Genomic DNA, 23,923 nt, shown 5'->3' on the forward strand with positions numbered 1-23,923 from the left:
CAGAGTATCGACCTGGATGTGAGAAACCCGTCGCGGATTGTTAAAGCATGGTAACCAAGTTTGGCCGTGCTGCCGCCGGGAGCCGGCGGCAGCGGCGGGCGCGCGGAGCGTCGCTCAGCGCAAGCCGGTCTCGTTGCGCGCGATCACCATGCGCTGGATCTCGCTGGTGCCTTCGTAGATCTCGGTGATCTTGGCATCGCGGAAGTAGCGCTCCAGCGGCATTTCCTTGCTGTAGCCCATGCCGCCGTGGATCTGGATCGCCTGGTGGGTGATGAACATGGCCGCCTCGGAGGCGAACAGCTTGGCCATCGAGGCTTCAGTGGAGAAGCGCGCGCCGGTCTTCAGCGATTCCTGCTTGGCCCAGGCCGCGCGCAGCGTCAGCAGCCAGGCGGCGTCGAGGCGGGTCTTCATGTCGGCGATTTTGGCCTGGATCATCTGGAACGAGCCGATCGACTGGCCGAAGGCCTTGCGGTCGCGCGAGTAGACCAGGCTGGCCTCGTAGGCCGCGCGCGCCAGGCCGACCGCCTGCGAGGCGATGCCGATGCGGCCGGCGTCGAGCACGCCCATCGAGATCTTGAAGCCGTCGCCTTCGCGGCTGATGCGATCCTCGGCGGGAATGCGGTAGTCGGTGAACTCGATCTCGCAGGTGGCGCTGGCGCGGATGCCGAGCTTGGGCTCGGTCTTGCCGCGGTGGAAGCCTTCGCGCTCGGTGTCCACGATGAAGGCGCTGATGCCCTTGGCGCCGCGGGTCGGATCGGTCATCGCGAACAGCAGGATGTACCTGGCCACCGGGCCCGAGGTGATCCAGCTCTTCTTGCCGTTGACCGTGTAGTAGCTGCCGTCCGCCGAGGGCACCGCGCGGATGCGCATGGACGCGGCATCCGAGCCGGACTGCGGCTCGGTCAGCGCGAAGGCGCCGATCGCCTGGCCCGTCGCGATCGGGGTGACGTAGCGATGTTTCTGCGCCTCGCTGCCATATTTAAGCAGGCCATTGCAGTAGAGCGTGTTGTTGACGCTCATGATCGTCGAGTGGGCGCAGTCGGCCGCGGCGATCTCGATCATCGCCAGCGCGTAGGCGATCGAATCCATGCCCGCGCCGCCATATTCCTGCGGAACTTCGATGCCCATCAGGCCGTTCTCGCCGAGGACCTTGATGGTCTCCATCGGGAACTCGCCGCTCTTGTCGAAATCGGCGGCGATCGGCGCGATACGCTCGGCAGCGATGCGCCGGGCGATGTCCTGGATCATCAACTGCTCTTCGGTGAACTGGAAATCCATGGCCTGGATGGCTCCATAGTGGGGAGGAGGGCAAACCGCGATTGTAGCGAGTGTCGCCGGTCGCGACTGGAAAGCGCTCTCTATACTTGAATCCTTGTCTACGCGACGGATGGTGGCGAATGCGTTCAGTGCACAGCTTGTTGACGGTGGCCGGACTGGTGCTGGCCGGCGGATGCACCATGGTGGCAGTGCCGCCGCCAGGGACCGTCGCGCCCGCGGCAAAGGCGAGCGCGCTGCTCGTGGAGGGCGTGCCGCCGACTCCCACCGCGCTGGCGCAGCAGTTGCGCCCGTACCAGAACATGCGTCCAGCGAATTTCCTCGGCTGGCTGCCCGACGACAGCGGGATGCTGGTGTCGCTGCGCTTCGGCAATGTGCCGCAGCTGGCGCGGATCAGCCAGGCTGAAGGCATGCGTACCCAGCTGACCTACTTCGACGAGCCGATCCTGGAGGCCTGGGTCAGCCCGGACCCGGCGATCAATGGCGCCATCTTCAGCAAGGACGAGGGCGGCAACGAGTACTTCCAGCTCTACTTCATCGATCTCAAGAGCGGCCACGCGCGGCTGCTGACCGACGGCAGTTCGCGCAACCAGGACGTGGTGTTCGCCGACGACGGGCGCCGCTTTGCCTACGCCAGCACCCACCGCAATGCACGCGACTTCGACATCTGGATCGGCGATGTCACCAGTACCACCGCGCACCGGCTGGTACTGCAACGCGGAGGCACCTGGCTACCGCTCGATTTCTCGCCGGACGGCAGCAAGCTGCTGCTGCAGGAGTTCATTTCCGCCGGGGACGCGCGCCTGCACCTGCTCCATGTCGAGAGCGGCAAGCTCGAGCGCATCCAGATCGGCAAGAGTGCTTCCTTCGACGGCTACGCGCGCTTCGACCGCGGCGATGGCCACGTCCTGGCGGTCACCAATGCGCTCGGCGAGTACGCGAGCGTGGTGCGAGTGGAACTGGCCACCGGGATCGTCGCACCGCTGTTCCCGCAGCAGCAGTGGGATGTCGAAGCCATCGACCTCAGTGCCGACGAGCGCCATCTCGCGGTACTGCGCAATGTCGATGGGAGCAGCAAGCTCAGCGTGTACGACCGCGAGGACGGCATGCAGGAGATCCGCACGCTCGAGCTGGACCAGGGGGTGATCGCGCGCCTGCTGTTCAACCACGCTGGCACCGAGATTGGCTTCGGCATCAGCGGTCCGCAGGTTCCTGGCGACGTGTTCTCGCGCACCCTGAATTCCGGGCTGATGACCCGCTGGACGCGCGGCGAGACCGGCGGGATCGACCCCGAGTCCTTCGTCATGCCGCAGACCATCCGCTACGGGTCCTTTGACAGCGACAAGGCCATGATGAACCTGCCGCGGCAGATTCCCGCCACGGTCTATACGCCGCCGGGGCAGGGGCCGTTTCCGGTCCTGATCATGATCCACGGCGGCCCCGAAGCGCAGGCGCGGCCACAGTTCAGTGAGCTGATCCAGTTCCTGGTGCGCGAGCGCGGCATCGCGGTGGTGGTGCCAAACGTGCGCGGATCGGCGGGCTACGGCAAGACCTACCTGCAGCTCGACAATGGGCGGCAGCGCGAGGACTCGGTCAAGGACATCGGCGCGCTCATCGATTACCTCGGAACCCAGCCGCAATTCGACCCGCAACGCATCGCCGTCTACGGCGGCAGCTACGGCGGCTACATGGTGCTCGCCTCGCTGGTCCACTTCGGCGACAAGCTGCGCGCGGGCGTCGATATCGTCGGCATCAGCAACTTCGTCACCTTCCTCGACAACACCAATCCCTACCGCGTCGACCAGCGCCGTCCGGAATACGGGGATGAGCGCGACCCGCAGATGCGCGAGTTCCTGCACTCGATCTCGCCGCTGACCCATGCGCACAAGATCGCCAGACCACTGTTCGTGATCCAGGGCGCCAACGATCCGCGCGTGCCGCGCAGCGAGGCCGAGCAGATCCTCAAGGCGGTGCGCGACAACGGACAGCAGGCCTGGTACATGCTGGCCCCGGACGAGGGCCATGGCTTCAAGAAAAAGGGGAACCGGGATCGCATGTCGGAGGCGGTGATCCAGTTCCTCGATCAGCACCTGCTGCCGCCGCAAACGCCGTGACTGCGCCGGACGCACCCGCGTTGATGTCCGCTGCCGAGGCAGCCGAGGCTTTGGCGCAGGGCGGGCTGGATGCAGTGACACTGACCGACGCTTGCCTCAGGCGGATTGCGGCCGACGCCTGCAACGCTTGGCTGCATGTCGACGCCGAGGGTGCCCTGGCCCAGGCGCGCGCCAGCGACGAACGGCGCGCGAAGGGGCGCGCCTACCATCCGCTGGACGGCATCCCGGTCGCGGTCAAGGACAACATCGCGGTGGCCGGAATGCCGCTGACCGCAGGCATGCAGGCCCATCGAGGTCGAGTGGCCGTCGAGGATGCGCACTGCGTGGCCAAGCTGCGGCGCGCTGGCGCGGTGATCCTCGGCAAGACACATCTGTGTGAAGGCGCGCTCGGAGCCGACAGCGACAATCCGCACTACGGTCGCTGCCTCAATCCCCGCGTGCCGGGCGCATCCGCCGGCGGTTCCAGCAGCGGCAGCGCCGCCGCGCTGGCGGCGCACCAATGCCTGCTCGCGCTCGGCAGCGACAGCATGGGTTCGGTACGCATCCCTGCAGCGTATTGCGGCGTGGTCGGCCTGAAACCAAGCGCGGCGCGGGTGTCCACGCGCGGACTGGTGACCGCCTCGCGGCGTCTCGACCACATCGGCCCAATGGCGCGCCGGATGGCCGATCTGTCCGCGGTGTTCCAGCAGATTTCGGGACTGGACCTGCACGACCCGGCCTCGCGCCTGGTGCCGCTGGCGCATGTGGAGCGCGATCCGGCGCAACTGCGTGTAGGCGTGCTCGGAGGCCTCGAAGCGCTAGGCGTCCGGGGCGATGTGATTGCCGGATTCGAGCAGGCGGTCGCGCGGCTCGCCGGATTGCTGCCGCGCCGGCAGGCGGTGTCCTTTGCCGATGCCGATCTCACCCGTTGGCGGCGTGCCGGCTTCCTGCTGATGGAAGCCGAGATGTGCCAGGTTCACGCGCAAGTGCTGGCGCAGCAACCCGACAGCCTGTCGCCGGCGCTGCGCGAATTGCTTGCCTTCCCGGCCACGCGCAGCGCGGTCGATCTGGCGGGAGCGCTGCACCGTCTCGACGAGGCGGTGCTGTACGGTCGCCAGCTTTTCGTCGGTCTGGATGTGCTGCTGATGCCGACCACGCCGCAGTCGGCTTGCGACCTCGGCACTGCGCTGCCGGCGAACCAGGCGGACCTGACCGCGCTGGCCAACTTCGCCGGACTGCCCGCGCTCAGCCTGCCGATGGGAACCGCGCCGGGCGGCCGGCCGCTCGGCCTGCAGCTCATGGGTCCCGTCGGTAGCGACCTGCAGCTGATGGCGCTGGGCGAACGTATCGAAACCTTGCTGGCAGGCTGAGAGCGACCACGAGCGGCGCGCATTCAGGCACACTTGCACCTTCCAACCGATCGCGCGTCCTGGAGGCAAACCATGTCCGGCAAGTTCATTGTCAGCCGCCGCAGCAACGGCGAGTTCCAGTTCAAGCTGTGCGCCAGCAATGGCCAGACCATCCTGGTCAGCGAGGGTTACACCACGCGCGACAGTTGCATGAACGGCATCGCGTCAGTGCGCACCAATGCTGCCGATGCCACGCGCTTCGAAAAGCGCACCGCCAGCGACGGCCGTGGCTATTTCGTGCTCAAGGCGGGCAACCATCAAGTCATCGGCCAGAGCCAGATGTACGCCGGCGACGAGGAATGCGACAACGGCATGGAGTCGGTCGGGCACCATGCACCGGATGCGGTGATCGTCGAGGAGTGACCGGCAGGTTCGGGCGCGTCGCGCTGCCGGGCGCGGATGTCCGTTACCGGCCGGACTGGCTGGCGCCAGATGAGGCTGAGGCGCTGCAGCAGCGGCTGCTGCAGGAAATCCAATGGACGCAGCATCGCGTGCGCATGTTCGGACGCGAGTTGCCGGCGCCGCGATTGTCGGCCTGGATCGGCGACGCGGACGCTGCCTACACCTACTCGCGCGTGCGCTACCAACCTGCGCCCTGGACCCCGGCGCTGGCGCATTGCGTGAGCGCCTGCAGCGCGAGCTCGATGCGCCGTTCAACAGCGTGCTCGCCAACCGCTACCGCGACGGCCGCGACAGCATGGGCTGGCACGCCGACGACGAGCCGGAACTGGGCTCTGAGCCGCTGATCGCCTCGGTCAGCCTGGGCGCGGTGCGGCGCATGCGCTTGCGCGCGCGCGACCGCTCGGCGAGCGCGGTCATCGACCTCGCGCCCGGGAGCCTGCTGCTGATGGGTGGCCAGACCCAGTCGCGGTACCAGCACGCGGTGGACAAGACCCGCGCGCAGACGGGTGAGCGGATCAACCTGACCTTTCGTTGGGTCCATGCCCGGGAGAATGGCGATAGCATGCGTCGCCCCCCGGATGATGGATGAGCCGATGCTGCGTGCCTGCCTTCTGCTGTTCGCTGCGCTGATGCAGGTGGCCTGCTCGGCGTCTACGCCGACGGTGACCCTGCGAGGTCATACCTATCGCGTCGAGATCGCCGATGATGACGCCGAGCGCGCACGCGGCCTGATGTACCGCGACAGCATGGATGCGGATGCCGGCATGCTGTTCCTGTTCGAAAGCCAGCAGCCGCAGGCTTTCTGGATGAAGAACACCCGGATTCCGCTGGACATCCTGTATTTCGACCAGCAGTGGAAGCTCGTCGGCTGGAGCCTGAACACGCCGCCGTGCTCGCTCGGCGACCGCTGCCCGAGCTATCCCAGCCAGGCGCCGGCGCGCTATGTGCTGGAACTGAATGCCGGCACCACCGAGCGCATCGGTGCGCAAGTTGGCGACACGCTCGCGGTGACCGGTGTAGAGGTCGACTGATCAGCCGCGCTGCGCAAGCAGCACGACCAGCGCCAGGATCACGACCACCCAAAGCGCCATGCTGCCGATGGCACTGGTGCGCGCCAGCTTGCCGCCGGGTGCCGTCAACTGCAGCAGACGCTGCAGCGGTGGCCAGCCATGGCTGCGCCAGGCCGAATCGAGGGCAGACATGAGCCTCTTCCACGCACGCTCGCAGCTGTGTGCAGCGCGGACCAGTGCGACCCGATAGACCCAATCCAGGTCCAGGCTGATGGTCAGGGTGCGCAGCATCGCCGGCAGCATGACAAAGAAGGCGAGGCCGGAGAACAGCAGCAACTGGAACTGGCTGACCAGGTGCCCGGACGTGTACGGCTCATAGGCAACCGGGTAGGGCAGCAGGCCGTACAGCAGCCCTGGGAAGCAACCGATCACGATGCAGGCTGCGGCGAACAGGATCATCGCCGCGCGCATGTTCCATGGCGGATCCGGCGGACGCAGTCCCGAATCCTTCTGGAAGAACACGAACCAGGGGAACTTGATGCCGGCGTGCAGGAACACCCCGGCCGAGGCAGCAGTCAGCAGGAACCACACCCACATCAGGTGCTGGTCGGCGGCGGCCTGGCCGATCATCGACTTGCTGATGAATCCCGACGTGAACGGGAAGGCGGAGATCGCCAGCGCACCGACGATGCCGCAGATTGCGGTGACCGGCATCGACTGGTACAGCCCGCCGAGATCGGTGCACTTGCGCTTGCCGGTCTGATACAGCACCGCGCCGGCGCTCATCATCAGCAGCGCCTTGTAGATGATGTGGGCGAAGGCGTGCGCGGCGGCGCCGTTGATCGCCATCTCGGTGCCAATGCCGACACCGCAGACCATGAATCCCACCTGGTTGACGATCGAGTACGCCAGGATGCGGCGCATGTCGTTTTCCAGCAGCGCATAGATGATTCCGTAGAACACCATGTACAGCCCGACCCAGATCAACACCTGCTCCCCGGGGAACAGCAGGATCAGCGCCAGGATGGCTGTCTTCGTGGTGAACGCGGACAGAAACACGGTACCCGCCGGGCTGCCCTCCGGGTAGGCGTCGGCCAGCCAGGCACTGACCGGCGGGGCGGCGGCGTTGATCAGGATGCCTGCAAGTACCACCCAGGCATCGAAGTTATCGAGCGCCAGCGGGCGGATCTCGACCGAGCCGGTGTGGATCATGACGCCTTCGATCCCGATCTTGAGCAGCACGCCGCCGACCAGGTGCATCAGCGCATAGCGCACTCCGGCGCGGCGCGCGGCGTCTGTGCCGCCGCACCACACGACCACGGTGGAGAACAGCGCCATGAACTCCCAGAACAGGAACAGGGTGATCAGGTCTCCCGCGAAGCTGACGCCGATGGCACCGGCGGCATAGGCATAGGCCGCGGCCAACTCGCGCGGACGCGCCTGGTTGAGCCCGTACAGTCCACCCGCGAAGGCCATCACCGTGAACACCGTCGCGAACAGCCGCCGCAGGGCGCTGGACTCGACCAGCTCAACCGGATAACCGAGGAACTGCGCGGTCAGCAGCACACCATCGGGCAACTGCCAGATCGCCCAGAGTGTGAGCAGCGGCGTACCGAGGATGACCAGCGGCCGCAGACCGGCGCGCACGGTCGCGATCATCAGTGCACCGATGATCAGGATGAACGCCGGCGGGAAGGCCACTTCAAACATCGTCGCTGCCTTGCGCCTCGTAGTAGTCGTCGGGGCGTTTCAGCAGCCAGCCGAGCAGTTTTGCGATCAGCACCATTGCCACGCAGGCGACAAAGCCGAACAACGCATGGAAGCCGAACCAGCCATCGATGCCGAAATGCGGGTGCACCTGCAGACCGATCTGGGCCAGCACGCTGATGCCCAGTACCAGCGCAAACACGATCCACAGAATGCGCACGCTGCGCGGCCTGCTGAGCCAGGCGGTGTCGTGGACGCTCATGGCAGTTTCACCAGTGCTTTCTCGAGTTCCACCACCGGCGCATTGAACACGAAGAAGGCCAGCGTCAGCGCGGCCGTGGTCACCAGCGCAGCGACCATGGGCCACGGCGCTTCGCCGTGCTGGTGCTTTGGCACCACTGTCTCGCTGCGGAAGAATGCGCGATGGATGATCGGCAGGAAGTAGGCGGCGTTCAGCGCGGTCGACAAGGTCAGCACCGCCAGCACGAAGTACAGGTCGTTCTGGAATGCGCCGGCGATCATGTACCACTTGGACACGAAGCCCGCCGTGGGCGGCACTCCAGCCATGCTCAGCGCGCCGACCGTAAACGCCGCCATGGTCCACGGCATGCGCCGTCCGATGCCGTCGAATTGCGACACCTGGGTCTTGCCCGCCGCCACGTAGATCGCGCCCGCGGTGAAGAACAGCGTGATCTTGCCGAAAGCATGCGCGACGATGTGCATCGCGGCACCGATCTCGGCAAACGGCGTCAGGACCAGCGCCGCGAGCACGATGTAGGAGAGTTGGCCGATGGTGGAATAAGCGAGCAGGCGTTTGAAGTTGTCCTGGCGCAACGCAACGACCGAGGCAGCAATCACGGTAAATCCCGCCAGATACACCAGCAGGCGTTCGGCCGGGATTCCTGCGAGGTAGTCGGTACCGAAGATGTAGAGAATCACCTTGGTGATGGTGAACACGCCCGCCTTGACCACCGCGACCGCATGCAGCAGTGCCGACACCGGCGTCGGCGCCACCATCGCTGCCGGCAACCAGCGGTGAACCGGCATGACCGCGGCCTTGCCCGTGCCGAGTACGAACAGCGCCAGCAGCAGCGTGGTTTCGACCGGCCCGGCCTTGCCCGCAAGAATCCCGCCGGGGGTGAACTCGACACTGCCGGCGAGACTGTAGGTCCAGACGATTGCCGGCAGCAGCAGGCCGATCGAGGTAGTCAGCAGGATGCCAAGGTAAGTGCGCGCTCCGCGAACGGCATTTTCGTTGCCCGCATGCGCCACCAGCGGGTAGGTCGACAAGGTCAGCACTTCGTAGAACACGAACAGGGTGACCAGGTTGCCTGCCAGCGCCACGCCCATCGCGCCGCACAGCGCGATCGCGAAGCACACATAGAAGCGCGTCTGGTGGGTCTCACGTTTGGCCCGCATATAGCCAATCGCGTAAACCGAAGTGACCACCCACAGGCCGCTGGCGAGCAGCGCAAACAGCACACCGAGCGGTTCGGCGTGCAGGGCCAGCGGAATGCCGGGGATCGGTTCGGCCAGCACCAGGGTTGGCGTTGCGCCGGCCTGCAGATCCATCAGCACCGCGACGGCACACAGGAACAAGCCGATCGCAGTCGCCAAGGTCACGCTTTCGCGCAGATTCGGCCGGCGTCCGGTGAACCAGATGCCGACCGCACCCAAGGCCGGGATCGCGAGCAGGCCGAGCAAGGCGTCCTGCGCGCTCATGGCGTCGCTCCGAGCGAGCGCGCTGCGAGGTCGGCGATGCCGACAGTCAGGCGCGTGTCGATGCCGAACCAGAGGTTGGCGAGCACCAGCAGCCAGGTTGGCAGCAACATGCCGAGCGGCGCTTCAAGATGCCGCTCGCGCGAGTCGGAGGACTGGAAGTAGGCCGCCTCGACCACTCGCCAGACATAGGCAACCGCCATCAGCGAACTGGCGACAATGGCCAGCACCAGCCACCACCAGCCGTGTTCCAGTGCGGCGAGCACCAGGTACCACTTGCTGATGAAGCCTACCGTGAGCGGCACGCCGACCAGGCTCAGGCCACCGGCGACGAAGGCAGCCATGGTCCAGGGCATGCTCCGGCCAAGGCCGCGGAACTGTTCGATCCGGGTGCCGCCGATGCGCCAGGCGACGCAGCCGAGCGCCATGACCAGCGCCCCCTTCCTCAGCGCATGGTTGAACAGGTGCAGCAGCGCGGCGGTCAGGCCGAGGGTGGTCGCCAGCGAGAGGCCGGCGACCGCATAGCCGATCTGCGCGACGCTGGAATAGGCGAGCAGGCGCTTGACGTCCGCCTGCCCGATCGCGACCGCCGACGCCACCAGCATGCCGAGGACCGCCAGCACCGCCAGCACCTTGGCCAGCGGCAACTCGCCAAACGCGAAGTCGACGCCGAAAATGGTCCACAGGAAACGCACCAGCACGTACACCGCTACCTTGGTCGCGGTCGCCGCGAGCAGCGCGGTCACTGCGGAGGGTGCATGGGTATAGGCGTTGGGCAGCCACAGGTGCAGCGGGAACAGCGCCAGTTTCAAGCTGACGCCCACCACGATGAAAGCCACTGCGGTATGCACCGTGCGGGTGGCCTCGACATCGGCCAGGCGCTGCGCGAGGTCGACCATGTTCAGCGTGCCGGTCATCGCGTACAGCAACCCGACGCCGATCAGGTAGAAAGTGGCGCCAACGGTGCCCATGATGAGGTAACGGAAGGCGCTGGTGAGCGCGCGGCGGTCGCGCCCGAGTGCAATCAGGGTGTAGGTGCTGAGCGAGGATATTTCGAGGAATACGAAGACGTTGAACGCATCGCCGGTAGCGGTGATGCCGAGCAGGCCTGCGAGCAGGAGCAGGATTGCGGCGTAGAAGCCGGGCAGGCGCTCGGCCTCAACCTCGCGCTCGGCGCTGCACCGGGAGTAGGGCAGCACCACGGACGCGATCAACGCTACCAGCACCTGGATCAGCGCACTGGCAGCATCCAGCCGGTACTCGATTCCCCACGGCGCTGCCCAGCCGCCGAGCGCGTAGCTCAATGTGCCCTGCGACTGGACTTGCGCCAGCAGTCCGAGGGCCATCGCCAGCAGCAACCAGGCCACCGCCGTGGCGAGCGCCCAAGGCGCAATCCGCCCACGCAACACGCTCGCCAGCGGTGCCGCCAGCAAAGGGATCACGACGATCAGGACCTGCCAGTGGCCGGTCATGCGTCGTCATCCATGCGCTGCAACTCGTCGTCGTCGACGGTACCGTAGGCTTCCTTGATCCGGATGACCAGGGCGAGGCCGAGCGCGGTGGTTGCCACGCCGACCACGATCGCGGTCAGGATCAGTACGTGCGGCAGCGGATTCGAATACAGCGCCACACCTTCGGTCAGGATCGGCACCGCGCCGTCCTTGACGAAACCCATGCTGATGTAAAGGAAGAACACTGCGGTCTGGAAGATGTTCAGGCCGACCAGCTTCTTGACCAGGTTGCCGCGTGCGATCAGCGCGTACAGCCCGATCATCATCAGGGCGATCACGATCCAGTAGTTGTAGAGGCCGAGCGAGTTCATCGCTGGCGCACCCGTTCGGCGAACACGAAGCACAGCAGGACCATGGTCGAAGCCACGGTGGTCGCCACGCCGAGTTCGATCAGGATGATGCCCAGGTGCTGGCCTGCGACCGGGTTGCTGCCAAGCACGTTGTAATCCAGGTAGTTGGCGCCGAGCAGCAGGCTTGCAATCCCGGTGCCGCCGTAGATCAGCGCGCCGATCGCAGTCAGTGCACGCAGCACACCCAGCGGCGCGATGCGACGGGTTTCGTCGAGGCCGAACACCAGCATGTGCACGATCAGCGCCGATGCCAGGATCACGCCGGCCTGGAAACCGCCGCCGGGGCCGAGTTCCCCCATGGAACTGGACGTACAGCGCAAACAGCACGATCACCGGGATCATGAACTTGGCGATCACGCGCAGGATCAGGTTCTCGCGCATCAGTACTTGTCCTTGCGCCGCACCGCGCCGATCAGCAGCCATACGCCGAGGCCGGCGGTGAACACCACGACCACCTCGCCCAGCGTGTCGTAGCCGCGGTAGCTGCTGAGCACGCTGGTGACCACGTTGGGGATGCCGATCTCGCGCCCGGATTCCTCCAGGTAGCGCGGTGCCACATGGCCGTGGACCGGGTTCTCGGCGGAGCCGATCGGCGGCAGGTCGAGCGTGCCGTAGACCAGCGTTGCGCCAGTCAGAAGCACCACCACCAGCGGCAGCCATTGCCGCGGCGCCGGGCGCTCGAAGCGGCCGGTGAAGCTCAGTGCCAGCAGCATCAGGATGGTCGACACCCCGGCGCCAACAGCGGCTTCGGTAAAGGCCACATCGGCGGCGTCCATCACCATGAACATGCCGGCCGACAGCAGGCTGTAGGCGCTGAACACCATCACCACGGCGAGCAGATCGCGGCTGGTCACCACATAGAACGCGGTGACCAGCATGAAGGCGAGTAGCAGGATGTCGATCAGTTCGGCGATGACGGCGGCTCCCCGGGCTGCGCCGGCTCACGCAGCCCGCTGGTCCAGGCCGCGTTGGCCAGCGCATGGCAGGCGGTCGGGCTGGTGAACAGCAGGAACAGGAAGATCAACGCCAGCTTGAGCGTCCCCAAAGTCGGTCCGAACAGGAAGGCCAGGCCGCCGAGAAACAAGCCGGCTGCCAGGGTATCGATCACGCCCGCAGCATGCAGACGCGAATAGAAATGCGGGAAGCGCAGCAAGCCCAGGCCCGCGATCAGCAACAATGCCGATCCAGGCAGCATCAGCGCAGCGGCGCTCCACTCGCTCCAGTTCATGGATGCTCCCGGTCGTCGCGTGCGAATTCGCCGGACTCGCAATAGCGCAGCAGCGCCACGGTGGCGACGAAATTGATCAGCGCGTAGAGCAGGGCGACATCCAGGTAGTCGCTGCGTCCGGCCATCGCGCCGAGCAGCGCGATCAGCAGTACCGTCTTGGTGCCGAAACTGTTGACCGCGAGGATGCGGTCGTACACCGTCGGGCCCAGCAAGGTGCGCGCCAGGGCCATGCCCATCGCGACCAGGATGGCGATACCCGCTGCGGCCAGCATCAGTCCGAGGTTCATGCCGGCCGCTCCTCGACATCCGCCGGGATCATGCCGTCGAGCTGGCCCTCACGCACGCCCTGCGCCGAGGCCGCTGTCAGCGCGTGCACCAGCAGCTCGTCACCTTCTTGCCGCACCGTGACCGTGCCGGGCGTCAGGGTGATCGAGTTCGCCAGCAAGACTTGTCCCAATGCGGATTGCTGTCGCGTACGCACACGCAGGAAGTGCGGCTGGATCGGGTGGCGGCCGGGCGACAGGATAGCCGCGACCACCTGCAGGTTGGAAACTGCTATCTCCCGCAGCAGGCGCACCCAGAAGCGTGCGAGTTGCCAGGAGATATGGATCGGATGGCTTTCGTGATCGATCACATCCATCCGGCGCGCCAGCCACAGCGTGAAGCCGACACTGCACACACCCAGCCCCAACAGCAGGGGCTTGGCGTAGCCAGACAGTACCCACCAAAGGGCGCTGAGCAAGACGGCGAGGCTGATCGTGTGCTTCATCGCTTATGGATCAATGGCTTGTGTGGGCCTTCGAGGAGGTCCGAAGAAAGCGGGCGAGAATAACAGAGCAATCGTGACAGTAAGGTTTGCTGCAGGCGCTGCCGGTTCTCGGCCATCATCGGGGTTTGCCTTCCCATTCCGGAATTCCGATGAAACGAATCGTGCGCCTGTTCTGTCTGCTGCCCGCCCTGGGCCTGCTTGCGTGCCAGCGCGAGGCAGGCGAAGGCAGTTCGGTGCCGATGGCGGACACCGCCGCCCAGGCCAAGGTCTATTCCGACGACGCCTGGCTGCGCGAGCGCCTGCCGGCCGACAGCATTGTCTATGTGCGCATCCCCAGCCCCTGGCGCATGGCGCTGGGCCCTGGCGGCAAGGACAGCGACCGCATGTACCAGAGCCAGGCTTGGGTGAACGCGGCGGCCAAGGTGCGCGCGGCCTTCACTCAGGACAAGCTGATCGGCGACGCGGCGCAGCCGATCGCCGGCCTGCTGTATCGACTCGGCTCGCCGGTGGAACTGGTGGTCACGGCCGACGGGCGCATGGCGTCGCCGGCGGCGCTGGTGTACGCCACTGCGCGCTTCGACTATGCCGACGCCGCGACCCTCGGCAAGGCGATCGCCGCGCAGTTGGGCGACGATGCGCAACTTGCCTTCGACGCAGACGGCTTCGCAAGCGTGCCGACGCCGGGTGCGCCGGTGTTCCTGCATTTCGACGCGGCGAACGGACGCCTGTCCCTGCTCGGCGGCATGTTCGCCAACCTCGACAGTCTGAAGAAAGTCCGCGCCGAGATCGCCGCTGCCAAGGTGGAGCCGCGCGCGGAACTGGCGCTGGAACGGCGGATCGACGCCGCTGGCCACGGCTTCGTGGTCTGGGCGGATGTCGAAGCCTTGCGGCCGGTCCTGGGCGCCGCGGTGACCGATGACGTGGGCAAGTTGTTGCTGGCGCAGACCAAGCGTGTGGCCTTCGGCTGGGGCGCAGTCGACGGTCGCGGCAAGGCCGGCCTGCATGCCGAGATCAGCGGTGCCAGTTGGGCCCAGTGGCTACCGCAATCGCCGCGCAAGCTGGACCTCAAGGGTAGCGGGCGCACGCGCTGGCTGATGCGCCTGGCGATTCCCACCGGCGAGGACCTGGCGCGTATCGGCCAGTCTTTCGCCAAGGACTCGGATGCCGCCAAGGGCTGGGCCGAGGTGGAGGCCAAGTCGCTGGAACTGACCGGTTTCAAGCTGGCCGACTGGCTGGCGCCTTTCGGCCCGGACCTGGCGGTGGTGTCCGACGATGCCGGCGACTACCTGGCGCTGCGCCTGCGCGATGCGGCCGCGTGGCAGCGCATGCAGACCATGCTGGTCGACAAGCTCAAGGCCCAGGTGAAGCCGACTGCGCGAGGCGAAGGCTTGCGCCATATCCGCCTGCCGAGCGCGGTCGAGATGGGCGGTCTGTTTGGCGACACCCACGCTGAAATCCAGGACAACCTGGCGCTCCAGGTCTACGGGCGCCTGGGTACGCACCTCTATTGGATCGAACAGGATGGCTGGCTGCTGCTGTCGGGCGTGCCGCAGCCGCTGATCGACCGCCTGGCGCTCGGCGCCAGCGAGCCGCTGGACGCGCGCCTGCGCGCTGCCGGGGCCGATCCGGAGTCGCTGATGGCGGTCAGCGGTGTCGCCCAGGACGCCAGCCGGCAGGTCTATTACGCCTGGGTCGGCATGCTGGCGAGCATCGCCGAGCTCGGCGGCGCCGACATCGACCTCACGACGCTGCCGACTGCGCGCGAGCTGGCACTGCCGGAGCAGAGTGCGATCAGCGCCTCGCTGGAGCTCAGCGCCGAGCGCCTGAGCCTGGAAATGGGCTACGACCAGCACGCGCTGGAGTGGCTGGCGGGCAATAACGGCCTGGCGGTGGTGGCCGTCGGCGGCGTGCTCGCGGCCATCGCGATCCCCGCCTACCAGGACTTCACGGTCCGCGCCGTCGTGGCGAGCGCGATCGGCGACAGCCGCGAGTTGAGCGATGCGATCGCCGCGCATTACGCCGAGTACGGCGAGCTGCCGGACGAGGGCGAGGCGCTGAATCTCGAGCTGCCGATTGCCAGCGAGACCGGACATGCCGACATCAGCTACGACCACGGCGCGGTGCTGATCCAGTTCCGCGACACCGCGCCGGGCGGCCTCGCCGGCAACTTCCTCTACCGCCTGCCGCTGCAGCAAGCCTCCGGCGCGATGAGCTGGCGCTGCGGCGACTACCTCGAGGACGAAGGCGAAATGCTGGTCGAGTTGGGCGAGGAATTCGCCGCCACCAACGTCGCCAACCGCCACCTGCCGGTCTCCTGCCGCGCGCCCTGATCGTCGCTCTTGCAGACTGCTCAACGCGGAGACGCAGAGGACGCAGAGAAGAGCAGGAGAAGGGCGTTCCTTGGTTGATTTGCTCTTCTCCGTGTCTCTGCGTCTCTGCGTTGAACGTTCCTCGGGCGGCAGTGCTCAGGGCGGTGTATCGCGGAGCGATTCACCGCGGCGGGCTCGCAAGTACCCGGGGAACGCTGCGCGTACCCCGGGCTACTCGCTTTTCTCCGGGCCCTCTGCGTTTCCGCGTTGAACAGGCCCGGCAGAGCGAGCGACTCACCGCGGTGCGTGGGCGCGCATGTAGATGGCGTCTTCGCGTTCCTGTTCGTCCAGCGTGGTCGTCATCTGCGCGATCTCCCCAGCGATCTCCGGCAGGAGCACGCCGTCGAGGGCGCGGGCGCGGCGGGAGCTGGTCTGGTAGTCGTGCTGCAGCCGCTCCAGGTTCGCCCCGGCGGCGGCCAGTAGCACCGCATGGCGCAACAGCTCTGCGTGCGCCTGGGCGCAGGCATCCGCCTCCGGGGTACGCAGCAGCGGCGTCGCCACCGTCGGCGGGCGGACCTCCGCAGTGGCGTCGACGAGCGGCACGCCCATGATCGATCGCCGGGTCAGTCGCAGTTCGAACGAACCCGCTGACGGGTCGGCCAGCGGGTAGGCCGCCAGCCCCTCCAGCCCGTGGCGGCCGAGCGCCGCGCGCAGCGTGTCTTCGGCTGCCTGTGCCAGCCGCACGTGCTCGCGCCACAGCGCCTCGTAGCGCCTGAGTTCGACCAGCATTGCGCCGGCCAGCAAAAGGCATTTCTCGTCGAGGAAGGCATAACCCTCGGCCATCGCGTAGCGCTCGTCTGCGAGTTCCAGCAGCGCGCTGCGGGTGGCGACTCGCTCGCTCATGGCGGGCCCGCGCCGATATGTCCGGCGATTTGCGCGTCCGACAGGCGCGTCAGTTCCTGCGCCGGCAGCGTGGCCAGCAGGCGCCAGCCGATGTGCATGCTCTGCTCCAGCGTGCGCGGCCCCTGCTGGTGCACGAAATCGCGCTCAAAGGCGAGGCCGAAAGCGAGGTAGCGGCGGTCTGCGGCGCCCAGGCCCTCCTCGCCGACCACGCTGGCGAGCACGCGGGTCTGCGTGGCGCGCGCGTAGGCCGCGTAGAGCTGGCTGGCGAGGGCGGGATGATCCGGATGCGTGTAGCTGCCGCCGGTGCCGTCCTTGGCCAGTCGCGAAAGGCTGGGCAGCACCGCCACGGGCGGCGAGACGCCGCGGCGGTCGAGTTCGCGCGAGAGCACGATCTGGCCTTCGGTGATGTAGCCGGTCAGGTCGGGAATCGGGTGGCTGATGTCGTCCGCCGGCATGGTCAGGATGGCCAGCTGGGTCAGGCTGCCAGCACGCCCGCGCAGGCAACCGGCGCGTTCGTACAGACTGGCGAGATCGGAGTACAGGTAGCCCGGGAAACCCTTGCGCGCCGGCACTTCCCCCTTGCTCGACGAGACCTCGCGCAGGGCCTCGCAGTAGTTGGTCATGTCGGTCAGGATCGTCAGCACATGCTTGCCGAGGGTGAATGCGAGGTACTCCGCCGCGGTCAGCGCGAAGCGCGGTGTGAGCAGGCGCTGGGTGCTGGAATCGCTGGCCAGGTTGAGGAACAGCGCGGTGCGTTCGAGCGCGCCGCTGCGCTCCAGCGCGAGGCGGAAGTGCTCCGCGCTGTCGTGCGGCAGGCCGATTCCGCAAAACACGATCGCAAACTCGCCGCCGTCGGCGCCGCGCAGGCGCGCGTGCTCGGCGATTTCGCTGGCCAGGCGGTCGTGCGGCAATCCGCCGCCGGAGAAGATCGGCAGCTTCTGCCCGCGCACCAGGCTGTTCATCACGTCCAGGGTGGAAATGCCGGTTTCGATGAAATCGCGCGGCAGCGCGCGCGCCACCGGATTCATCGGCAGGCCGTCGATCGGGAAGCGCGCGTCTGCTGCGACCGGCGGACCGCCGTCGATGACCTGGCCGACGCCGTTGAAGACCCGCCCGAGGATGCCTGGCCCCAGGGCGAAACTCAGCGGTTCGCCGCGGAAGCGCACGACGGTGCTGTCGAGGTCGAGCCCGCTGGTGTTCTCCAGCACCTCGATGGTCAAGGTGTCGCGGTCGATTGCCGCGATCCGCCCCAGCCGCGCACGCCCGTCGCGGCCGTGCACCTCCACCGCATCGCCGAGCCCGGCATCGAGGGTGCGCCGCAGGAACAGCAGCGGCCCATCCAGTCGTTGGGCGGCGCCTTCAACCAGCAGCAGCGGGCGCATTCGCGGCTCCTGGCAGTCCAGCCATCAGCGAATCGAAGTCCTGCTCCAGGCGGCTCTGCAAGGCTTGGAAACCGTCCAGCTCGGCGTCTCCGATTTCCTCGCCCATGCGCGTCAGCGGGCGCAGGCAGGGCAGGGCGGCGAGGTCCGCCAGCGCCGCGCCCGCGCTCATCGCTGCGTCCGCCCGGTCCATCCACCGCGCGAGCAGGTGCAGCATCGCCGCCTGGCGCGCCGGACTGGCGATGCGGTCGACCGGGGAGAATGCCGACTGGCGCAGGAAAGCGTCGTTCACCAGTTCGGCATTGAGCAGCGTGAGTTGCTGGCGCGGCGGCAGGGCGTCCTTGCCGATGATTCGCGCCATCCGCTCCAGCCGCGCCTGTTCCTCAAGCAAGGCGAGCACGCGGCGGCGCGCCGCCCACCAGCCATCGAAGCCCTGCGCCGCCCACCAGGCGCTGAAGTTCTGCGCATCCTCGGAATAGGATCGCAGTGGGTGCACGGCCGGGTAGAAGCGCGCCTGGGCGCGCTTGAGGTCGAGTTGCCAGAAGGCCTTGACGTAGCGTTTGGTGTGGTTCGTGACCGGTTCGGCGAAATCCCCGGAGGGCGGACTGATCGCGCCAACGAGCGTGACGGAACCGATGTCTCCGGACAACGTCTCGACGAGCGCCGCGCGCTCGTAGAAGTCGGCCAGGCGGCTGGCGAGGTAAGCCGGATAGCCGCCTTCGCCCGGCAGTTCGCCGAAGCGTCCGGACACTTCGCGCAGCGCCTCGGCCCAGCGGCTGGTGGAGTCCGCCATCAGCGCCACGTGCAGGCCCTGGTCGCGGAAGTACTCGGCCACCGTCACCGCACTGTAGATACTGGCCTCGCGCGCGGCCACCGGCATGTTCGAGGTGTTGGCGATGAGCACCGTGCGCTCCATCAGCGCGTGGCCGTTGCGCGGATCGACCAGGGTGGGGAATTCCTCGAGCACGCCGGCGATTTCGTTGCCGCGCTCGCCGCACCCGAGGTAGATGATCACATCGGCGCTGCAGCCGCGGGTGACCGCCTCCAGCAGCACGGTCTTGCCGGTGCCAAAGCCGCCCGGGATCGCCGCCTTGCCCCCGAGCGCCACCGGGAACAGGGAATCGAGAATGCGCTGGCCGGTCACCAGCGGCGCAGTCTGCGGTAGGCGCCGGCGCACCGGCCGTGGCGTGCGCACCGGCCAGGCCTGGCGCATCGCGAAGCCGCGCTCCGCGCCGTCGGCCATGCGCAGGCGGCAGATCTCGGCGCTGTCGGGGCAAGGGCCGGCCGGCGCGATCCAGGCGACCTCGCCGGACAGGTCCGGCGGGACCAGGACGCGCTGCTGCGGCCCACCGGGGCGACGCGCATCGGCGATCCACTGCCCGCCGGCCAGCCGGTCCCCGACTTCGACCCGCGGCAGGAATTCGAAGGATTCACCGATCGCATCGCGCTGGATCCCGGGCCGCACGAAGGCGCTATCCGATCCACCGAGCGGGCGCAGCAGCCCGTCGAACATCCCGCCGAGCAGCGCAGGGCCGAGTTCCACCGCGAGCGGCAAGCCGCTGCCGATCACCTCGATCCCGGGCCGCAACCCGGTGGTGTCTTCGTACACCTGCACCAGGATCTCCGCGCCCTCCAGCCTGACCACCTCGCCGAGCAATGCCTGGGGCCCCACCGCCACCGATTCGCGCAGGGCGAAGGCGCCCTGGCAGCGCGCACGCAGCACGGGCCCGGCGATCCACAGGACCTCGGCACGCGCACTCATGGCAGCGTCTCCCAGGCCTGCTGCAGACGCGATGCCAGCGCCTCGCGGTCGGCGCGCAGTCCCTGGAGGCTGGCATCGACGCAGTTGCCATTGCTGTGGATGCGCAGCCCGGCGCCGAGCCCGGGGCTTTCCGACCACTCGCTGCGGTCGGCCCAGGCGCTGGCGCTGCCGATGTCGCTCGGCGTGAGCCCGTGCGCGTGCTCGATACGCCACTGCGCGCGCGGCAGCAGTTGCGCAGCCTGCTGCATCGCGAAATCCAGCCATTGCCGACGCGTCGTCGCCTGCTGCCAGCGGACCATCAGGGCGGCAGGCAGCGCCGCCAGCGCCGCGTCGAGCATGCGGGCGGCGCGATCCTGGTGCGCCAATCGTTGGCGCGTCTGCAACTGGGCGGCCGCCGCAGCCACTTGGCGCTGGGCCCGTTCGCGCGCATCGGCGAGCGCCGCGCGCACGCGCTCGCGCGCCGCCCGGTGCGTCTGGCGGCGCAGTTCGCCGGCTTGCGCCCTGGCCGCTGCGAGAATCTCTCCGCAGCGCCGTGCGCGGTCTTCCTCGACCAGTTGCAGCAGGGCCGATTCCTGGTCCGGGACGGTCATGAGTCCATCCCGAGCAGTTTGCGCACGCGCTGTGCCAGTTCGGCTGGCGGCGTGGACCCGCGGGCGTCCGGCAGCGCCAGTATCAACGGCGCCAGGGCCCTGCGTTCGACCGGCGTCAGCGCCGGCGCCAGTGCGGGCGCCAGCAGCACCAGATCGGCCTCGCGCCGCGCCTCATCGAGCGCCGTCGCGGCCTGCGCCGGCTCCGTCACGACGCGCGTGTCGACGCCTACCAGTCGCCAGGCGGCGGCGTGCGCCTCGTCGCCGATGTACTGCGCGCGGCTCATCCGCCGATCCGGTTGAGGATCAGGATCGACACGATCAGGCCGTAGATCGCGATGCCCTCGGCGAGGCCGATGAAGATCAGCAGGCGACCGAACAGTTCGGGCTTCTCCGCCAGCGCGCCGACCGCCGCGGTGCCGACCCGCGCCACCGCAATGCCGGCGCCGATGGCCGAGGCCGCGGTCGCCAGCGCGGCCGCCATGAAGGCATAGCTCAATACCGCCGGGTCGATGGCCTGCGGCAACGCCGCCTCCTGCGCCATTGCCGGACGGACCAGCAGCAGCGCCAGGGTGCCGAGGACGGCGAACAGCAACACGCCAGCGAGAGCCAGCCGCAGGCGCGGCGTTGCCAGGACTTCGGGGTGGGTGCGGATCATTCAGGTCTCCTGTGGAATGGCGGGCGGAGGGGGCATGGGGCAGAACACCCGCCCGGCGCCGGTGAGAAAGCGGGTGAAGAACTCGAACAGCACCAGGCGTGTGGTCTGGATCGACACCACCATCCCTTCCAGCAGCAGGATCAGGGCATTGCCGGCCAGCAGCATGGCCAGTGCCAGCAGAGGATGGTAGCTGGCCTTGGTCAGCGCGATCACCGCGCTGGAGAGCCCCGCGTGCGCCAGCGCGAAAGCGCCGACGCGGGCAAACGACAGCGTGTTGACCAGCAACTGCACGCGGCGTTCGAGCAGTTCGCCGATGGCCGCGGCGAGCGCACCCAGCGTGCGTCGATGCGCGAGGCTGGCCAGCATGGTCCAGGCCAGTCCGGCAAGGGTCAGCCACAGCGCATCGCGTGCCACGAGCGCCAACAGCAGGCCGATGTAGACCAGCACGCCGCCGGCGTCGGCGCGCAGCCATTCATCGAAACAGCCACGCCACCAGGCACCCACCGCGTTCAGCCCCAGCCCGAGCAGCAGCAACAGCGCCCCGCCGACCAGCGGAACGCCCAGGATCAGCAGCGGCGCCTGCAGCGGAGCGACCCACAGCGGTTCGACCAGGTGCTCCATCGCGAACACGCTGCCGTAGATCCAGCCGAAGGCCATCGACGCGACGCCGCCATACAGCAGCAAACGACCGAGTGCGTGGCGCCGGCGCAGCCACCAGCCCGCGGCGGCGATGACCGCGCCTTGGCCGATGTCGCCGAACATGTAGCCGAACAACAGCGGCGCCACGATCGCGATCACCGGCGTCGGGTCGGCCTCGTTGCGGCCCGGGACACCGAGTGCAGCGCTGAAGATCTCGAAAGGCCGCGCCCACGCCGGATTGGCCAGCAGCAGCGGTGGCGACAGCTGCGGCGGCGCCGGCGGAAAGCGCAGCAGCGCGCACGCGCCGCTGGCGGCCACTGCGCGCTCGATGTCCCGCCCGCTGGCATCGCTGGTCCACCCGGTCACCAGCGCAAACAGCGGGGTCGTGCGCAGCGCGCGCACATTGCGCGCGATCCAGTCCAGCCGTTCAAGGTCGGCCAGCGCCTGTGGCAGCCGCGCGTCTTCAGCGACCTGCAGCATGTGTCTGCGGTGAGCTTCCTGCGCGCGCATCGAGCGTGGTCAGGTGCTGCGCCGCGGCGAGGTCGAAATCGTCCAGGCGCTGCGGCATCCACGCCGGGGCGGGAATCAGCGAGCCGTGGCCGGCGGCGATCCTGGGACCTGCGGTGGCGATGGTCGCGCGCTCGCCGACCAGCAGGTATACGCGACGGTCGCCATCCAGCGTCAGGCTGCGCGCCAGCCCGAGGCTCTCTGGCGCGAGCGCGGCACTGCCCGGATCGAGCAGCCAGCTGCCGATCAGCGTGCCACCGGCATGGCTTTGCGGCAGGGCCGCCGCTTGCGCCCGCCAGGCGCAGACCGCCTCGCGCCAGCGCAGCAATTCGACGCGTTCGCGCGTGAGCGCCTGCAGGCTGGCGATGTCCGACTCGCACTCGCGGCCCCAGCGCCGCACGGCATCCAGCGCCTGGGCAAGGGTTTCCATCGGCGGCAAGGGGCAGTTCGTGGCCTGCCGCGGCGCCGGCCAGAAACTCGCGCAGCGCGTCAGCCAGGCATGAAACTCGGCCAGTCCGCCGGCCATCGCGGCGAAGTCCTGCGGCGGGCCCGCGCCACCGTGCGCCTCCAGTTCCACCGCGCCGGTCTGACCGAGCGCGTGCAGCAGGCGGCTGGTGTCCGGGCGCGCGCACAGCACTTCGAACCAGCGCGCCGGCTGCGGCCGCATCATGGCCGCGCTCCGGGGAGGGCCGCCCAGCGCAGCAGCTCGCAGCGCACACGTTCGTGCTCCAGCCACAGCAGGGCCACGGCCGTCAGCAGATGCACCGCGCACAGGCGCTTGCGGCCCATCCGGCTCGCCAGCGAATGCTGCAGTTCCTCGCGCAGATGCCAGCCGTTCCCGGCGGCCATTCCGGCGAAGGCCCGACGATGCCCGTCCAGGGCCCGCAGCAGCCAGGCGAATTCGTTGCGATCCTCGCCGGCCAGCGGCGGCATCCGCCGCCGCAGTTCGCCCAGCCAGGCAGGCGCTGGATCGGCGTCGCCGGCGTCCAGCGGGCGCAATTCGACCAGTCCTTCGCACCAGTGCAACGCGCCCTGCCAGCAGGGATCGGCCCAGGCGGCGATCTCACGAACCCGCTCGCGGAAACGCTCACGCAACTCAGCCTCGATGCCGTGAGGGTCTGCGCTGTCGGCCAGGTGCGCTACCCAGCGTCCGGCCGCGCTGGTGCGCAACTGGGCGATCACCGCGCCGGTCTCGCGCGCCTTGCCCAGGCTGCGCCAGTCCTCGGCGCGGATCCCGGACGCCCGGCGCGCATGCAGGCGCGCCAGCGCGTAGTCGCTGTCGCCGCCGATCACGGCGATCCTCCGCTGAGTTCGGCCGCGACGGCCATCGCCGCTTGCTGGACCCGTTCCGGATCGATCACCGCGCTCGCGGCAGGCATCAAGGGCAAGGCCTGCAGCCGCGCAACTTCCTGCTCGGCGTGGCGGGCAATGCGCTCGGACAGCCTTTGCAGGCGGGCGCCTGCGCGCTCGGCGATCCGAAGGGCATCGGCGCGCGCCTGTTCGAGCTCAGCCTGGGCCTGTGCGCGGGCGAGGTCGACGGCAAGGTTCGCGGCGACCTCGGCGGCGAGCACCCGCGCAATCGCCGCGTCCACCTGATGCTCCGAGCTCTGTCCGCTCACGCCCGCGTCTCCCGCGCGGCGATCGCCGCGCACTTGGACTCAGGCTAGATCAGCTGGTCTGCGGCGCGTTGACTGGAATCAACGGCG

25 protein-coding genes and 2 pseudogenes are annotated in these 23,923 nt (G+C 68.2%); 6 read left to right on the top strand and 21 right to left on the bottom strand.

The annotated features are described in order from the left end of the window. Positions 1–114: 114 nt before the first annotated feature. Entirely contained in the window at positions 115–1,278 is a 1,164-nt protein-coding gene (locus IPK27_18730; protein ID MBK8069578.1) for an acyl-CoA dehydrogenase family protein, read from the bottom strand. A gap of 119 nt (positions 1,279–1,397) precedes the next feature. Between IPK27_18730 and IPK27_18735 the strand changes: the two genes are divergently transcribed. From IPK27_18735 to IPK27_18755, 5 genes and pseudogenes are all read left to right on the top strand, one after another. Then, complete coding sequence (locus IPK27_18735) at positions 1,398–3,389, top strand: S9 family peptidase (protein MBK8069579.1); 1,992 nt, start codon at positions 1,398–1,400, stop codon at positions 3,387–3,389. Between the two features lie 23 nt (positions 3,390–3,412). After that, the gene (locus tag IPK27_18740; GenBank protein ID MBK8069580.1) at positions 3,413–4,738 is read left to right on the top strand and encodes an amidase; all 1,326 of its coding nucleotides are present in this window, start codon (positions 3,413–3,415) and stop codon (positions 4,736–4,738) included. Positions 4,739–4,810: 72 nt separating this feature from the next. Further along, entirely contained in the window at positions 4,811–5,140 is a 330-nt protein-coding gene (locus tag IPK27_18745) for a YegP family protein (GenBank protein ID MBK8069581.1), read from the top strand. Then, positions 5,077–5,768: pseudogene (locus IPK27_18750) on the top strand (alpha-ketoglutarate-dependent dioxygenase AlkB). The gene IPK27_18745 and the pseudogene IPK27_18750 overlap by 64 nt, the downstream one beginning before the upstream one ends. A 4-nt stretch (positions 5,769–5,772) precedes the next feature. Continuing rightward, positions 5,773–6,210, top strand: a complete 438-nt coding sequence (locus tag IPK27_18755) for a DUF192 domain-containing protein (protein MBK8069582.1) — start codon at positions 5,773–5,775, stop codon at positions 6,208–6,210. Here the strand turns inward: IPK27_18755 and IPK27_18760 are convergent, their stop codons facing one another. From IPK27_18760 to IPK27_18805, 10 genes and pseudogenes are all read right to left on the bottom strand, one after another. After that, positions 6,211–7,899, bottom strand: a complete 1,689-nt coding sequence (locus IPK27_18760) for a Na(+)/H(+) antiporter subunit D (GenBank protein MBK8069583.1) — start codon at positions 7,897–7,899, stop codon at positions 6,211–6,213. Next, on the bottom strand, positions 7,892–8,158 hold the full coding sequence (locus IPK27_18765) for a hypothetical protein (protein MBK8069584.1): 267 nt from the start codon (positions 8,156–8,158) through the stop codon (positions 7,892–7,894). Before IPK27_18765 ends, IPK27_18760 begins: the two co-directional genes overlap by 8 nt. Further along, positions 8,155–9,618: a monovalent cation/H+ antiporter subunit D family protein gene (locus tag IPK27_18770; GenBank protein MBK8069585.1), complete on the bottom strand. Its 1,464-nt coding sequence runs from the start codon at positions 9,616–9,618 to the stop codon at positions 8,155–8,157. Before IPK27_18770 ends, IPK27_18765 begins: the two co-directional genes overlap by 4 nt. Next, entirely contained in the window at positions 9,615–11,087 is a 1,473-nt protein-coding gene (locus IPK27_18775; GenBank protein MBK8069586.1) for a monovalent cation/H+ antiporter subunit D family protein, read from the bottom strand. The genes IPK27_18770 and IPK27_18775 overlap by 4 nt, the downstream gene beginning before the upstream one ends. After that, positions 11,084–11,437, bottom strand: coding sequence for a cation:proton antiporter subunit C (locus IPK27_18780; GenBank protein MBK8069587.1), 354 nt, complete (start codon positions 11,435–11,437; stop codon positions 11,084–11,086). The genes IPK27_18775 and IPK27_18780 overlap by 4 nt, the downstream gene beginning before the upstream one ends. After that, a pseudogene (locus tag IPK27_18785) lies at positions 11,434–11,857 on the bottom strand (Na(+)/H(+) antiporter subunit B). The gene IPK27_18780 and the pseudogene IPK27_18785 overlap by 4 nt, the downstream one beginning before the upstream one ends. Further along, entirely contained in the window at positions 11,857–12,354 is a 498-nt protein-coding gene (locus tag IPK27_18790; protein ID MBK8069588.1) for a DUF4040 domain-containing protein, read from the bottom strand. Before IPK27_18790 ends, IPK27_18785 begins: the two are co-directional and overlap by 1 nt. 23 nt (positions 12,355–12,377) lie before the next feature. Continuing rightward, positions 12,378–12,704: a monovalent cation/H(+) antiporter subunit G gene (locus IPK27_18795; protein MBK8069589.1), complete on the bottom strand. Its 327-nt coding sequence runs from the start codon at positions 12,702–12,704 to the stop codon at positions 12,378–12,380. Then, positions 12,701–12,976, bottom strand: a complete 276-nt coding sequence (locus IPK27_18800; GenBank protein ID MBK8069590.1) for a hypothetical protein — start codon at positions 12,974–12,976, stop codon at positions 12,701–12,703. Before IPK27_18800 ends, IPK27_18795 begins: the two co-directional genes overlap by 4 nt. A gap of 11 nt (positions 12,977–12,987) precedes the next feature. Next, the gene (locus IPK27_18805; GenBank protein ID MBK8069591.1) at positions 12,988–13,473 is read right to left on the bottom strand and encodes a Na+/H+ antiporter subunit E; all 486 of its coding nucleotides are present in this window, start codon (positions 13,471–13,473) and stop codon (positions 12,988–12,990) included. 149 nt (positions 13,474–13,622) lie between these two features. Between IPK27_18805 and IPK27_18810 the strand changes: the two genes are divergently transcribed. Beyond that, positions 13,623–15,803 carry a pilin gene (locus tag IPK27_18810; GenBank protein MBK8069592.1) on the top strand — a complete coding sequence of 727 codons (2,181 nt, stop codon included), beginning with the start codon at positions 13,623–13,625 and terminating at the stop codon, positions 15,801–15,803. A 273-nt stretch (positions 15,804–16,076) separates the two neighbouring features. Here IPK27_18810 and IPK27_18815 read toward each other — a convergent pair whose 3' ends face one another. Genes IPK27_18815 through IPK27_18860 form a run of 10 tightly spaced genes read right to left on the bottom strand, consistent with a single transcriptional unit; the run spans position 16,077 to position 23,869 of the window. After that, a complete protein-coding gene (locus IPK27_18815) occupies positions 16,077–16,685 on the bottom strand; it encodes a V-type ATP synthase subunit D (GenBank protein ID MBK8069593.1) in 609 nt (202 codons plus the stop codon). After that, positions 16,682–18,067, bottom strand: a complete 1,386-nt coding sequence (locus IPK27_18820) for a V-type ATP synthase subunit B (protein MBK8069594.1) — start codon at positions 18,065–18,067, stop codon at positions 16,682–16,684. The genes IPK27_18815 and IPK27_18820 overlap by 4 nt, the downstream gene beginning before the upstream one ends. Beyond that, complete coding sequence (locus IPK27_18825; GenBank protein MBK8069595.1) at positions 18,045–19,826, bottom strand: V-type ATP synthase subunit A; 1,782 nt, start codon at positions 19,824–19,826, stop codon at positions 18,045–18,047. The genes IPK27_18820 and IPK27_18825 overlap by 23 nt, the downstream gene beginning before the upstream one ends. After that, positions 19,823–20,416, bottom strand: a complete 594-nt coding sequence (locus tag IPK27_18830; protein ID MBK8069596.1) for a hypothetical protein — start codon at positions 20,414–20,416, stop codon at positions 19,823–19,825. Before IPK27_18830 ends, IPK27_18825 begins: the two co-directional genes overlap by 4 nt. After that, a complete protein-coding gene (locus IPK27_18835; protein MBK8069597.1) occupies positions 20,413–20,700 on the bottom strand; it encodes a hypothetical protein in 288 nt (95 codons plus the stop codon). The genes IPK27_18830 and IPK27_18835 overlap by 4 nt, the downstream gene beginning before the upstream one ends. Further along, a complete protein-coding gene (locus IPK27_18840) occupies positions 20,697–21,071 on the bottom strand; it encodes a H+transporting two-sector ATPase C subunit (protein ID MBK8069598.1) in 375 nt (124 codons plus the stop codon). Before IPK27_18840 ends, IPK27_18835 begins: the two co-directional genes overlap by 4 nt. Further along, complete coding sequence (locus tag IPK27_18845) at positions 21,072–22,190, bottom strand: hypothetical protein (protein ID MBK8069599.1); 1,119 nt, start codon at positions 22,188–22,190, stop codon at positions 21,072–21,074. Further along, positions 22,174–22,887, bottom strand: a complete 714-nt coding sequence (locus IPK27_18850; GenBank protein MBK8069600.1) for a hypothetical protein — start codon at positions 22,885–22,887, stop codon at positions 22,174–22,176. Before IPK27_18850 ends, IPK27_18845 begins: the two co-directional genes overlap by 17 nt. Next, complete coding sequence (locus tag IPK27_18855; protein MBK8069601.1) at positions 22,884–23,510, bottom strand: hypothetical protein; 627 nt, start codon at positions 23,508–23,510, stop codon at positions 22,884–22,886. Before IPK27_18855 ends, IPK27_18850 begins: the two co-directional genes overlap by 4 nt. Beyond that, the gene (locus IPK27_18860; protein MBK8069602.1) at positions 23,507–23,869 is read right to left on the bottom strand and encodes a hypothetical protein; all 363 of its coding nucleotides are present in this window, start codon (positions 23,867–23,869) and stop codon (positions 23,507–23,509) included. Before IPK27_18860 ends, IPK27_18855 begins: the two co-directional genes overlap by 4 nt. Positions 23,870–23,923 lie beyond the last annotated feature (54 nt).

It is taken from the genome of Rhodanobacteraceae bacterium (assembly GCA_016713135.1).
GTDB lineage: Bacteria > Pseudomonadota > Gammaproteobacteria > Xanthomonadales > SZUA-5 > JADKFD01.